Below are 12,595 nucleotides of genomic sequence, written 5' to 3'. Positions count from 1 at the left end.
TGATCGAGCGTGATCGCGCGCCTCGGATCGTCAGCACCCTGCCACGCCGCGATCGGCGCCGGCTCGTGCAGCTTCAGCACGCCCTTGCGCACCATGATTCCAGCGAGCGCCGACATCACCGACTTGGTGGCGGAGAAGCCGAGCAGCGGCGTATCGATGCCGATACCTTCGGCATAACGCTCGGCGATGAGGCGCCCGTCCTTCATCACCACGATCGCGCGTGTGTTGCGCGGCGTCGCCTTGTCCGGCTCGGCGAAGGCGCGGTCGAGTGCATTGGCCAGTTGCGGCGACCGCGGCGCCACGACCGAAGCGCCGGCAATTTCCGGCGGCAGCGGCTTCACGTCCACCGGCGGCAGCGCAATGTCGGCGACGGCGCCGCCGTGATCGAGATAACAGCCCAGCCCGTCGCCGCGATAGACCGCGTGGCTCTGGCCGAGCCCAAACAGCGTCACCGTGACATCCTTGCGCACGCGGTCGACGCGATAGTCGAGCGCCCAGGCAATCAGGCTGACGCCCGGCATCGCCGAGGTCGTCTCGGCGAACACGCGCGCGGGATCGAGGCCGGACACGAAAGTCTCGGTGCATACGATGTTGGCGACGTATCCGGTCGCAACCTTCGGCACGTCGCGGGCGCGGGCTGCCGACAGCGCGAGCGCGCTCAGCGCGGTGGAGGCGGCGAGGACGAGAAACAGCTTCTTGCGGGTCATGAGGGGGCTTCCTGCTGGGGATGTGCCCCATGAGCCCCAAGCTGGGCCCTCCCGCTCGCCGGATTATGGAAACGGCCTCGCCGACTCCCGAAGGCGTCTCGCCGATTTCGAAATAGTCTTGAAATTACAATCGAATGGAGATCAGGCGGCAATCCCGCGCTGTCGCCGATACTCGGTCGGCGTCACCCCCGTGGTCGCCTTGAAGGCGCGGTTGAAGGGGCCGAGCGAGGCAAAGCCCGCGTCCATCGCGATGGTGATGACCGACACTTGCGCCTGCGCGGGGTCGGCGAGCGCGGCCTTGGCCTCCTCGATGCGGTGGTTGTTGAGGAAGACGTTGAAATTGCGATAGCCGAGCTTCTGGTTGATCAGCCGCCGCAGCCGGTATTCGGGGATCGAGAGTTTTGTCGCCAGCGAACCGATGGTGACGTTGTCGTGGCGGTAGATCCGCTCGTCCGCCATCAGCCGCATCAACGCATCGACCAGCTTCCGGTCCGCCGCGCCGGTGTCGGCCTGCGGTGCCGCTTCGCTCGCGGCAGGCGCCGCTGCGAACACTTCCGCGCCGCCGACGCGGAGCATGGCAACACAGATCGCGGCGACGACGCCGGCGAGCAGAGCACCATTTGCGGCACTGGCGATCTCGGCGGCATGGCCGCCCGGGACCGTCAGATGCAGCACCGCATTGAGCCCGCCATAGAGCGCGGCAGCGACCACGATGAAGACGCGAACGCGACGGCGGTCCTCCACCAGATCGGCGGACCAGGAGGCAAATGTCTGCACCAGCGCGAGCGCGATGAAGCCGAGCACGAGCAGGTTGATCGAGATCAGGGAGAGGCGCGCGCCGCTACCAGGCGAGGCAGCAAGGAACGTGCAGTTGACCAGGCTGAACGCGGCGACTGCGAGCCAGATCGCGGCGTGCCGCCAGCGCAGCCGGAAGGACTCGTCGAACAGCGCGCGGGTGAACAGCCAGAACACCACGATGTTGCCGGTCGACAGCGCAATGATCGGCGCGCGCCAGAGCGGCACGGGCGGCGGAGTGCCGATCGCGTAAGTCACCGCATGCGCGGCCGAACCCAGCGCAAAAGCAGCCGCAAGGCGGCCGGCCAAGACATGGCGGAAGTCGCGGAACAGTGTCGCCGCCAGCACCAGCAGCATGGCGACGGTTGCAGCGCGGAGGGAAAGATCAAGGGCGGCGTGAGACATCAAAATTGTTCAACTAGAGTTGCTGCTGGTTTCCAAACTTAGTGCAGACAGCGGTACTGTTCAATTTGTAGAAGCAAACTGATAAACAAGGAGTGCCGTCATGAGCTGGCTTCCCTCCAATGATCCCGTGCTCGGCGATGTCAGCACCTGCGACGCCCTCGATCTCACCATCGTGCCGCGCACCCGCGATCTCGGCGACGGCTTTGCGGTGCGGCGCGCGCTGCCGCACGGCAGGCGGCAGATGGTCGGGCCCTTCATCTTCTTCGATCATTTCGGCCCGGTGCAGTTCATGGCAGGCCGAGGCATGGACGTGCGGCCGCATCCGCATATCGGGCTTGCCACCGTCACCTATCTGTTCGACGGCTCGATCATGCATCGCGACAGCGAGGGCAACATCCAGGAGATCCAGCCCGGCGCCATGAACCTGATGACGGCCGGCCGCGGCATCGCGCATTCCGAACGCACGCCGGACGTGCAGCGGCGCGACGGGCAGAAGATGCTGGGCCTGCAGAGCTGGATCGCGCTGCCGCAGGCATCCGAAGAGATCGCGCCGTCGTTCCAGCATTATGCCGCCGAGAGCCTGCCGACCGTAAGGGACAGCGGCTTCACCGCGCGCATCATCGCGGGCTCCGCCTTTGGCGCGACGTCGCCGGTCAGCATGGTCTCGCCCTGGTTCTACACGGAAGTGACGGCACAGGCGGGGACCAGCCTGCCGCTCGATCCCGATCACGAGGAACGCGCCATCTATGTCGTCGACGGCGAGATCGAGATCGCGAACGAGCGCTACGAGGGCCCGCGCCTCCTGATCTTCCGGCCCGGCGACCGCATCACGGCAACAGCCACAAAGCCGACACGAATGATGTTCCTCGGCGGCGATGCGCTGGAAGGACCGCGGCATATCTGGTGGAATTTCGTCTCCTCCAGCAAGGAACGCATCGAGCAGGCCAAACAGGACTGGAAAACCGGGCGATTCGCCGCTGTTCCGCAGGAACATGGGTTCATTCCGCTGCCAGAGTAGGCTAATCCCTCTCCTCTTGAACGCGGAGAGGTTCTCATGAACACCATGCTCGCCAGCGATCTGCCTTTGCCGCGCATCGGGCGCGGCAAGGTGCGCGACATCTACGCCGTGGGCGAGGATCGCGTTCTGCTGCTCACCACCGATCGCATCAGCGCCTTCGACGTGGTGATGGCCGAGACCATCCCGATGAAGGGCGCGGTGCTGACGCAGATCAGCGCCTGGTGGTTCAAGCGGCTGGAAAGCGTGGTGCCGCATCACATGATCAGTGCGGATGCGGATGCGATCATCGAGGAAGTGCCCGATCTGAAGAACCATCGCGCCGACATCGTGGGCCGCGCCATGCTGTGCAAGCGCACCACGGTGTTTCCGGTCGAATGCGTGATCCGCGGCTACATCTCCGGCTCTGCGTGGAAGGAGTATGCCGCGCAGGGTACGCTCGCCGGCGAAAGACTGCCGGATGGCCTCACCGAGAGCGCCAGGCTGGAGCCGGCGATCTTCAGCCCGGCCACCAAGGCCGAGACCGGCCATGACGAGAACATCACAGTGTCCCGCATGCGCGAGATCGTCGGCGAGGAGGTCGCGCACAAGCTCGAGCAGATGGCGCGCACGGTCTATACGCTGGGCGAGAAGATCGCGCGCGATCACGGCATCATCATTGCCGACACCAAGTTCGAGTTCGGCCGCGACAAGGACGAGCGCGTCATCCTGATCGACGAGGTGATGACGCCGGACTCTTCGCGGTTCTGGGCAACCGACGCCTACAAACCCGGCCAGCCGCAGCCGAGCTTCGACAAGCAGCCGCTGCGCGACTATCTCGACGCCGAGCGCAAGGCCGGCCGCTGGAACGGCGATGCGCCCGCGCCAAAACTGCCGGGAAGCGTGGTGGACGCGACGAGCAAGCGGTACCTCGAAGCGTATCGGCGGGTGACGGGTCAGGAGTTGAAGATTTGAGCCATGTAAGGCGGATTAGCCGAAGGCGTAATCCGCTACAGGTGGGCCCACGGAAGAGCGGCGGATTTCGCTAACGCTAATCCGCCTTACGGACTAATAAAATCGCGAAAACAACCCCATGCAAAGTAGGCCGGGCGCCGGCGCTGCATGCTGTAGGATGAGACCGGGGCCCATCCGCACGTCGCGATGGAGTTGCCTGGGACCGGAGGCTAGCTAGGCTGGCCGCACAAAAACGGGAGGCGCCGATGTCCGAAGAGAATTCCGTGCTGGTCGACCGCGAGGGCGCGGTGACCGTCATCTCCATCAACCGTCCGCATTGCCGCAATGCCGTGGACGGCGCCACCGCGCGCAAGCTCTACGATGCCTTCCTCGCTTTCGATGCCGACGAGGACGCCTCCGTTGCCGTGTTCACCGGCACCGGCGGCCATTTCTGCGCCGGCGCCGATCTCAAGAAGGTCGCCGCCGGCGATCCCGAGAAGAAGCGCGAGCTCGGCGGCTTCGACACCATCGCGCCGATGGGGCCGAGCCGGCTGCGGCTGTCGAAGCCGGTGATCGCGGCGGTCGAGGGCTATGCGGTCGCGGGCGGCATGGAGCTGGCGCTGTGGGCCGACATGCGCGTGGTGGCCGACGATGCGACCTTCGGCATCTTCTGCCGCCGCTTCGGCGTGCCGCTGATCGACCTCGGCACCATCCGCCTGCCGCGGCTGATCGGACATTCGCAGGCGATGGACCTGATCCTCACCGGCCGCCCCGTCGGCGCGCAGGAGGCGCTGCGCATGGGGCTTGCCAACCGCGTGGTCGGCCGGGGCGAAGCCTGCGCGCAGGCGATCGCGCTGGCCCAGGAGATCGCGCGCTTCCCGCAGACATGTCTTCGTGCCGACCGCCTGTCGGCGCTGCGGCAATGGGATCTTTCGGAGGAGGAAGCCATCGCCAACGAGATGCGCGGCGGGCTGGAAGTGATAGCGTCGGGCGAAACGTTCTCGGGCGCGGCGCGCTTTGCCTCCGGCGTCGGCCGTCACGGCGCGTTCAGCGAGGACTAGGAGGCGTACCGATAGGTACGCGCTTTCCGGATCATGCCCCGGTGTCGGTCTCGTCCAGCGCCAGCAGCAGCGACGCCACGCGGTTGGCGGAAGCCGCCCACTCCGCGAGTCTGGCGTAATTGTCGGTGAACCAGTTGAAGGCGGTCTGCACCACGACGAAGGCGGCCGCGGCCTGCACCACTTCGCCGAGAGACATGGTGCCGGCCAGATATTTCGGCGTACACAGCAAGAGGCCGATGATCGGCGTGACCAGAGTATTGGTGTGGCTGACCACGGTTATGCGCATCAGCTGCCAGAGGTACCGGCGCCAGACTTCGATCACCGCCTTCAACGCCGCGCCGATGGCCTGGCGCCCGTCCTTCTTCCCGTCGGGCAGGGCGGTGCCCTCGCCGGTCTCGCGCAGGTGAGTGCCGATCGAGCGCAGCTCGGCCTCGGTGCGCTTGTAGTCCTCCATGACCTGCGTCAGGTGCCGCCCGATCAGCCACATCGCGAGCGAGAGCAGGAGGGAATAGAGGATGACGGCAATGACGAGATAGCCGGGAATGGTGACGGTCGTGCCGCCTAAAGCGAGCGGCAAGCCGTCGCCCACCGACCAGAGCACGCCGATGAAGGTGACCAGGGTGAGCAGCGATGAGAACAATCCGAGCATCAGATCGACCGGGAGATCGGTCGCGACCCGGGCATCCTCGGCAATGCGGAATTCCGGAGCCTGATGTTCGGTGACCGCGAATTTCAGCCTGACCTGGCGATCGTTACCGAGCCAGTAGTCGTAGAGATGGTTGCTCAGCCATTGGCGCCAGTCGCGCTGCATGGTCATGCGGCCCCAGACCGAAAACACCGCAAGCGACAGGCTGGCGACGGCGAGCGGCACGAATCGCGCGGCCTGGATCCACAGCCCCGCCTCGTCGCGGCGGCCGATGGCATCGAAGAAGTCGCGGTTCCAGAAGTTGATCTTGTACTGGGTCAGCAATTGCAGCAGCACGGTCGCGACCAACGCGACCGCGACCAGCCACGGCTTCCAGGCCGAGCGGCCCCGCCAGTATCCGGAGGCGCTCTGCCAGAAGCGGAGCAGAAGCTGCCTCTCGTCCGGCGCAAGATAGGTTCGTCTCAACATATCCTTGGCGTGGTGTCGGCCATGGCCACGGGATGCAATGGCCCGAGTTCCTTCAAGCCGGCAGATTAGGCAGACGCGGCCGCCTCCCCTTGACCTGAGTCAATCCGCCGGGCTTGCGCGGCTCGCCGCCCCCGCCGGCAAAATTTCTGTTTGCGGGCGGACCGCGGTCGTCTACCAGTATCGACCGGTTTGGAGGGCGATGAGCTTTCCTCGTCATCGTCCCTTCGCTCTTCATTTGAGTACCGATTGCATGAGTACGGATTATACGGTGGCTCGTCGATTTCGTTCGTTCATTGCAGGCGTCAAGGCAGATTCGGCGATCAGCGACGTGTTTGGCGGCACCGCCGCCAGCGTGCTGACCATCGCGTTTGGGCTGTCGTATTCGCTGCTGATCTTTTCCGGCCCGCTGGCGCCATATCTCGCCTACGGCGTTGCCGCCACCTTCGTCTCGTCGGCGGTGCTGGCCGCTGTCATCGCGCTCGGCAGTTCGGTCCCGTTCGGCATCGCCGCGCCGGATTCGTCGACTGCGGCGATGACCGGAATCCTGGCCGCCGCATTCGTCGAGCGGCTGATGGCCGCCAGCCCTTCCGCGCCCTTGCTTCCGCCGACGTTGATCACGCTCAGCCTTGCGAGCCTTGTGACCGGCCTGGTGATGTGCGGCTTCGGCGTGACGCGAATGGGCCGCGCGATCCGCTACGTGCCCTATCCCGTGGTCGGCGGCTTCCTGGGCGCCACCGGCTGCCTGATCCTGCTCGGCGCCGTCAAGGTGATCACCGGCCATCGCCTGCAGTTCGCCACCCTCGGCGAATTTGCCAACGCGACCGCGCTGCTCGAACTCGGCGCGGCCGGCATCATGGCGCTCGTGCTATATCTGGCCTGGCATCGCTCGCGCAGCCCGGTCGGGCTGCCGCTGATCCTGGTCGCGGGCGTCGTGCTTGGCCACATCGGATTCCGGATCGCGGGTGTTTCACCGGCGGAGGCACAGGCGGCCGGTTGGGTGTTCGCGCCGCCGCCGCAGATCACGCTGATGCTGCCCTGGGCCGAGATCGGCGATTATCCGTGGCGCATCTTCGCCGACCTCTCCGCCGACCTTGTCGCCGTCGTCTTCGTCACGGCGTCGAGCACACTGTTCAACACCGCCGGCATCGAGGTCGCAACGCAACGCGACGCCGATCTGGAGCGCGAGCTCAATGTCACCGGGTTGGGCAACATGCTGGCCGGCGCCGTCGGCGGCTACACGGGCTGCGTTTCGGTGAGCCGCACCATCCTGAGCTTCAGCACCGGCGCCCGCGGGCGGCTGGCCGGCCTGACCGCGGCGGCGATCGCGCTGTTGATGCTGGCGGAGGCGCCAAGCCTGCTCGGCCTGATCCCGAAATTCGTGCTTGGCGGGCTGCTGATCTATCTCGGCGCCGATCAGCTGCACAGATGGATCGTCGAATCGCGCAAGCGGTTGTCGGCCACCGAATATCTGTCCCTGCTCGCGATCATCGTCATCATCGTGCAATGGGGCTTCGTGCCGGGCGTGCTGATCGGCGTCATCATCGGTTGCGCGACCTTTGCGCTGAGCGCCTCGCGGGTCGATTCCATCAAATTCCACTTTGACGGCTCGGAATATCGCAGCTCGCTCGACCGCTCGCGCGACGATCAGGCGGTGCTTTCGGCGCATGGTGGCGCGATACAGGGGCTGAACCTGCAGAGCTACCTGTTCTTCGGTTCGGCCAACCGGCTGTCGCAGCACGTCAAGGCGCTGCTGCAGCGGCACCCGGAGTGCCGCTATCTGCTATTCGACTTCAAGCTCGTGACCGGCATCGATTCGTCGGCCGCCCACAGCTTTACCCAGATCAAGCGCGCCGCCGACGAGCGCGGCGTCCGGCTGGTGCTGGTGCATCTTGCGGCCTCCACCGAGAAGGTCCTGCGGTCGAGCGGATTTCTCTCCGGCGACGTCCACGTCGTGCCTGAGCTCGATCATGCGCTGGAATGGTGCGAGAACGAGATCATCGCCAGGCACCGGGGGCAGACGGAGGAACAGGCGGACCTGCGCGACTGGTTCACGCAGATGCTCGGCAACGAACACGATGCCGAGGAGCTGATGCACCGTTGCGAGCGGCTCGAGGTCGCGGAGGGCGACGTCGTCGTAAGTGCGGGCGCGGCGGCCGATTCCATGCACTTCATCCTCGACGGCCGCGTCGGCGTGATGATCCCGGGCGAGAGGGGTAGGCTGACGCGGGTGCGCAGCCTCGGCCGCTACACCACGATCGGCGAGATGGGGCTCGTCTCCGGCGCGCCGCGCAGCGCCACCATCCAGGCCGAGGTGGCGAGCGTGCTCTATGTACTGAGTACGCCCCATTTCGAGGCGATAAAGACCGAGCAGCCGCAGCTCAGCCAGAAGCTGCTGACTTATTTCATGAGCGTGATGGCGGAGCGGCTGACCTTCGCCAACCGGATGATCGCCGTGTTACGGAGATAGCCGCGTTCAAACAATTGACGGGCTGTGGTTATGGATCCCGGATCGCGCTCGCTACGCTCGCTTGTCCGGGACGACAGTTGAGAGTGCCGCGATGACGGAGCTACACCCCCGCCATCATCACGTATTTGATCTCGACGTATTCTTCCATGCCGTGATGCGAGCCTTCGCGCCCCAAGCCCGATTCCTTGACGCCGCCGAACGGGGCGACTTCGGTGGTGATGAGGCCGGTGTTGACGCCGACCATGCCGGTCTCCAGCGCTTCCGCCACGCGCCAGACGCGGCCGAGGTCGCGGGAGTAGAAGTAGGACGCAAGCCCGAACGGCGAATTGTTGCACATCGCGATCACGTCGGCCTCGTCCTTGAAGCGGAACACCGGCGCGAGCGGGCCGAAGGTCTCTTCATGCGCGACCAGCGCGTCCGCCTTGACGTTGGCCAGCACCGTCGGCTCGAAGAAGCTGCCGCCGAGCGCATGGCGCTTGCCGCCGGTGACGATCTTCGCGCCGCCCTTCACGGCGTTATCGATGTGCTTCTCGACTTTCAGCACCGCATCCATGTTGATCAGCGGGCCCTGCACGACGCCGGCCTCGGTGCCGTCGCCGATCTTCATCGCCGCGACCTTCTTCGAAAGCTTCTCCACAAACTCGTCGTAGATCTTGTCCTGCGCATAGAGGCGGTTGGCGCAGACGCAGGTCTGGCCCATGTTGCGATATTTCGAGACCATGGCGCCTTCCACCGCGGCATCGATGTCGGCATCGTCGAACACCACGAAGGGCGCGTTGCCGCCGAGTTCCAGCCCAAGCTTCTTCACGCCGACGGAGGCCTGCTGATACAGGATCTTGCCGACCTCGGTGGAGCCGGTGAAGCCGACGAAACGCACGGCGGGATGCTCGCACAGCACCTTGCCGATCGCGGACGAATTGCCGGTCAGGATGTTGAACACGCCCTTGGGCACGCCGGCCTTTTCGGCGAGCGCAGCCAGCGCCAGCGCGGTGAGCGGCGTTTCGTTGGCGGGCTTGATCACCACGGGGCAGCCGGCGGCGAGCGCGGGCGACACCTTTCGGGTGATCATCGAGCAGGGGAAGTTCCACGGCGTGATGGCGCCGCAGACGCCGATCGGCTGCTTGATCGCCAGGAGGCGCGCGTCCGGCCGCTGCGTCGGGATGGTCTCGCCATAGACGCGTCGGGCTTCCTCGGCAAAGAACTCGACATAGGCGCCGCCGATGTCGACTTCGCCGAGCGCCTCCGCCAGCGGCTTGCCCTGCTCGGAGGTGAGGATCAGCGCGAGGTCCTCGCGGTTGGCGGCGATCAGCTCGAACCATTTGCGCAGGATATTGGAGCGCTGCTTGGCGGTGAGCTTGGCCCATGCCGGGAAGGCGCGCTCGGCGGCTTCGACGGCGTGGGTCGTCTCGGCCGTGCTCATGACCGGCACTTTTGCCAGTTCGACGCCGTTGACGGGATTGGTGACGGGGCGCGAGGGCGTGCCGACCCAGGCGCCATCGATGTAGCAGCGGTCTTTCAGGAGCGAGGGGTCCTTCAACCGGTCGCGCAGCGAGGGGGCGGAGGTGCGGGCGCGGGCGGCGGTCGGGGTCATGGGCTTCTCCTCGGATTTTCTTGAAGGTTGGTCCGAGTATAGGCGCAAACGGCCGGCAGCGCATCGGCCGCCAAGGGGCGGCCATTTCAAGCATTTTTGAAATTTGTCGCTGTCATTCCGGGATGGTCCGAAGGACCAGACCCGGAATCTCGAGATTCCGGGTTCTCGCTTCGCGAGCCCCGGAATGACGGCCTACGCCGCGCCGCTCATATACGTTTCGCGGCGGCCGATCATGCGCTCGGCGGCGGCCTTGGCGTCGGCGCGGGTCGAAGTGGCGCAGGTGCGGTATTCGAGCTCGGGGAGCGAGGCGGGATCGCGGCGGCCGAACCAGGAGCGCGAGCCGACCTGCAGCATCGCGAGCGCCATGGCGACGTTGTCGACCGCATCGAACGAATGCAGCGCGCCAGAGCCGGCGATGCGGACTTCGTAGATGCCCGGCGTGATCGGGGCTTCGATATTCTCACCGCGGCCGGGCCGCGGGTAGCGCTTCCATTCGCTCCACTTCGAGATCATGGCCTAACCCCTGTAACAAAAAAATCATTGCCGCTGAACGCGCGCGCCGGGCGTTCGCGCCTCGGCGTTATTTGCACTGCAATTGTAATGCTTTACGCAACAAACTCTGGCCGGTTTTCGGTACGCTGAAGATACCGCCTCGGAAAAGCCGATGTCACCGATCTTGCCCGCCATCCACCGCAGATTGTGGCGAAGTGTTGCAGATTGGTCTCGCTTCGGCCCACCCCGGCCCGTCCTTCCCGTCGGCTCATCACGAAATCGCGACCTTGGGCCCGCGCGAATGGCGCGCGCTTGCCGGACGAAAGAAGCGGGAGGAGGATCGCCGCGCTCTAAAACAATAGTCTTACGGAGGCGACCCCATGCAGACTAAGTCCGAAATCGACCAGCTGTTGCGCCAGAAATGCGACGCCAGGGAAATCCCCGGCGTCGTTGCGATGGCGGCCACCGCAAGCGAGACCATCTACCAGGGCGCGTTCGGCAAGCGCGACCTCGGCAAGGACGATGCCATGACCGCCGACAGCGTGTTCTGGATCGCCTCGATGACCAAGGCGATCACGACGGCCGCCGGCATGCAGCTGGTCGAGCAGGGCAAGCTCGCCCTCGACGAGCCGATCGGCAAATTGCTGCCCGATCTCGCCTCGCCGCAGGTGCTGGAGGGATTCGATGCCAGCGGCAACCCGAAACTGCGGCCGGCCAAGGGCGCGATCACGCTGCGCCAGCTGATGACGCACACCGCGGGCTTCGTCTACGACATGTGGAACGGCAACATGGCGATGTATCTGGAGAAGACGGGAACGCCGGGGATCATCACCTGCCAGAACGCCGCACTGAAGACGCCGCTCGCGTACGATCCCGGCACACGCTGGGATTACGGTACCAACATCGACTTCGTCGGCAAGGCAGTAGAAGCAGTATCCGGCAAGAAGCTCGATGCCTATCTGCGTGACAATCTGCTCGCGCCGCTCGGCATGAACGACACCGCCTTCAAGATCAGCGATTCCATGCGCAAGCGTCTGGTCGGCATGCATGCGCGCGCCCCGGAAGGACTGGGACCGATTCCGTTCGAGCTGGAGCAGAATCCGGAATTCCACATGGGCGGCGGCGGCCTGTACGGTACGGCAGCCGACTACATCAAGTTCACCCAGATGATCCTGGACAAGGGCAAGGGTAACGGCAACCAGGTGCTGAAGCCCGAGACCGTGGCGCTGATGAGCCAGAACCACATCGGCGCGATCGAGGTGGGCAAGATGACGACGGTGGCGCCGGTCTACACCAACGACGTCGACCTCTATCCCGGCATGTCGAAGAAGTGGGGCCTGAGCTTCCTGATCAACACCGCGCAGACGCCGGAAGGCCGCAGTCCGAACAGCCTCGCCTGGGCGGGCCTCGCCAACACCTATTTCTGGATCGATCCGTCGCGCAACGTCGCCGGCGTGATCCTGATGCAGCTGTTGCCATTCGCCGACAAGGCGTGCCTGGAAGCCTTCGCCGGATTCGAGCGCGGCATCTATGCCGGGCTCGGCGCCGGCAGCGGACAGAAGGCGGCGTAATTTGCTTTTCCCTCTCCCCGCTCTTTCGCGGGGAGAGGGTTAGGGTGAGGGGAGGTGCGGCATCGGCGGTGATTTCGGATACTTGCACGCACCGGCTTTGCGGATGCTCCCCTCACCCGAAATTCGCTTCCGCGAATTTCGACCCTCCCCGCAAGCGGCAGGGCTATCGCATATGCGCTTGGCGGCCGCGAAGGTCCTCGGCCTCCTTGGTTCGCCGCGAGCGGCGCTCCTCACCATGAGGGTCTAAGATCTCGCCGCGAAAAAGGCCTCATCCTGCGGAGCCCGCCAAAGGCGGGCGTCTCGAAGGATGGGCCGCAAAGGCACCGCCCGTCGCGTTCTCTTTCATATGCGATTGCCCTGCCGCACGCGGAGCGAGGTAAACAGATAGCGCCGGGACTTCTTTTGAACATGGGGTATAGTGGTTCCCGAGCCACGAGGCAGGGA

Annotated in this window: 9 protein-coding genes and 1 pseudogene; 5 read left to right on the top strand and 5 right to left on the bottom strand. The window is 65.3% G+C overall.

The window, feature by feature from the left end; translation table 11 throughout:
* Positions 1 to 707 (bottom strand): annotated as a pseudogene (locus tag ACT4OC_RS11490) (serine hydrolase domain-containing protein); the annotation flags it as partial.
* Positions 708 to 848: 141 nt separating this feature from the next.
* Positions 849 to 1,907, bottom strand: coding sequence for a helix-turn-helix domain-containing protein (locus ACT4OC_RS11485; protein ID WP_444839102.1), 1,059 nt, complete (start codon positions 1,905 to 1,907; stop codon positions 849 to 851).
* Positions 1,908 to 2,007: 100 nt separating this feature from the next.
* Here ACT4OC_RS11485 and ACT4OC_RS11480 point away from each other — a divergent pair, with 100 nt between their 5' ends.
* The 3 genes from ACT4OC_RS11480 to ACT4OC_RS11470 all read left to right on the top strand — a co-directional run bounded on the left by ACT4OC_RS11480 (position 2,008) and on the right by ACT4OC_RS11470 (position 4,916).
* A complete protein-coding gene (locus tag ACT4OC_RS11480; RefSeq protein ID WP_444839101.1) occupies positions 2,008 to 2,925 on the top strand; it encodes a pirin family protein in 918 nt (305 codons plus the stop codon).
* Positions 2,926 to 2,961: 36 nt separating this feature from the next.
* Positions 2,962 to 3,876, top strand: coding sequence for a phosphoribosylaminoimidazolesuccinocarboxamide synthase (locus ACT4OC_RS11475; protein ID WP_444839100.1), 915 nt, complete (start codon positions 2,962 to 2,964; stop codon positions 3,874 to 3,876).
* Between the two features lie 245 nt (positions 3,877 to 4,121).
* The gene (locus tag ACT4OC_RS11470) at positions 4,122 to 4,916 is read left to right on the top strand and encodes a crotonase/enoyl-CoA hydratase family protein (RefSeq protein WP_444839099.1); all 795 of its coding nucleotides are present in this window, start codon (positions 4,122 to 4,124) and stop codon (positions 4,914 to 4,916) included.
* A gap of 31 nt (positions 4,917 to 4,947) precedes the next feature.
* Here ACT4OC_RS11470 and ACT4OC_RS11465 read toward each other — a convergent pair whose 3' ends face one another.
* Complete coding sequence (locus ACT4OC_RS11465) at positions 4,948 to 6,030, bottom strand: SbmA/BacA-like family transporter (protein WP_444839098.1); 1,083 nt, start codon at positions 6,028 to 6,030, stop codon at positions 4,948 to 4,950.
* Between the two features lie 268 nt (positions 6,031 to 6,298).
* On the opposite strand from ACT4OC_RS11465, the gene ACT4OC_RS11460 reads away from it, so the two are divergent.
* Positions 6,299 to 8,497, top strand: a complete 2,199-nt coding sequence (locus tag ACT4OC_RS11460; RefSeq protein WP_444839097.1) for an SLC26A/SulP transporter family protein — start codon at positions 6,299 to 6,301, stop codon at positions 8,495 to 8,497.
* A gap of 100 nt (positions 8,498 to 8,597) precedes the next feature.
* On the opposite strand, the gene ACT4OC_RS11455 is transcribed toward ACT4OC_RS11460, so the two are convergent.
* Together ACT4OC_RS11455 and ACT4OC_RS11450 are read right to left on the bottom strand one after the other, a co-directional pair.
* Positions 8,598 to 10,088, bottom strand: coding sequence for an NAD-dependent succinate-semialdehyde dehydrogenase (locus ACT4OC_RS11455; RefSeq protein ID WP_444839096.1), 1,491 nt, complete (start codon positions 10,086 to 10,088; stop codon positions 8,598 to 8,600).
* Positions 10,089 to 10,280: 192 nt separating this feature from the next.
* A complete protein-coding gene (locus ACT4OC_RS11450; RefSeq protein WP_444839095.1) occupies positions 10,281 to 10,601 on the bottom strand; it encodes a hypothetical protein in 321 nt (106 codons plus the stop codon).
* Positions 10,602 to 10,960: 359 nt separating this feature from the next.
* On the opposite strand from ACT4OC_RS11450, the gene ACT4OC_RS11445 reads away from it, so the two are divergent.
* The gene (locus ACT4OC_RS11445; protein WP_444839094.1) at positions 10,961 to 12,151 is read left to right on the top strand and encodes a serine hydrolase domain-containing protein; all 1,191 of its coding nucleotides are present in this window, start codon (positions 10,961 to 10,963) and stop codon (positions 12,149 to 12,151) included.
* Positions 12,152 to 12,595 lie beyond the last annotated feature (444 nt).

It is taken from the genome of Bradyrhizobium sp., from assembly GCF_052389815.1.
Lineage (GTDB): Bacteria > Pseudomonadota > Alphaproteobacteria > Rhizobiales > Xanthobacteraceae > Bradyrhizobium.
The sequence above is the reverse complement of the archived record's forward strand: the minus strand, read 5'-3'. Positions and strand labels throughout refer to the sequence as shown.

Excerpts from the sequence above, each read along its gene's own strand:
- ACT4OC_RS11485 (WP_444839102.1), bottom strand. The coding sequence starts at position 1,907 with ATGTCTCACGCCGCCCTTGATCTTTCCCTCCGCGCTGCAACCGTCGCC.
- ACT4OC_RS11480 (WP_444839101.1), top strand. The coding sequence starts at position 2,008 with ATGAGCTGGCTTCCCTCCAATGATCCCGTGCTCGGCGATGTCAGCACC.
- ACT4OC_RS11475 (WP_444839100.1), top strand. The coding sequence starts at position 2,962 with ATGAACACCATGCTCGCCAGCGATCTGCCTTTGCCGCGCATCGGGCGC.
- ACT4OC_RS11470 (WP_444839099.1), top strand. The coding sequence starts at position 4,122 with ATGTCCGAAGAGAATTCCGTGCTGGTCGACCGCGAGGGCGCGGTGACC.
- ACT4OC_RS11465 (WP_444839098.1), bottom strand. The coding sequence starts at position 6,030 with ATGTTGAGACGAACCTATCTTGCGCCGGACGAGAGGCAGCTTCTGCTC.
- ACT4OC_RS11455 (WP_444839096.1), bottom strand. The coding sequence starts at position 10,088 with ATGACCCCGACCGCCGCCCGCGCCCGCACCTCCGCCCCCTCGCTGCGC.
- ACT4OC_RS11450 (WP_444839095.1), bottom strand. The coding sequence starts at position 10,601 with ATGATCTCGAAGTGGAGCGAATGGAAGCGCTACCCGCGGCCCGGCCGC.
- ACT4OC_RS11445 (WP_444839094.1), top strand. The coding sequence starts at position 10,961 with ATGCAGACTAAGTCCGAAATCGACCAGCTGTTGCGCCAGAAATGCGAC.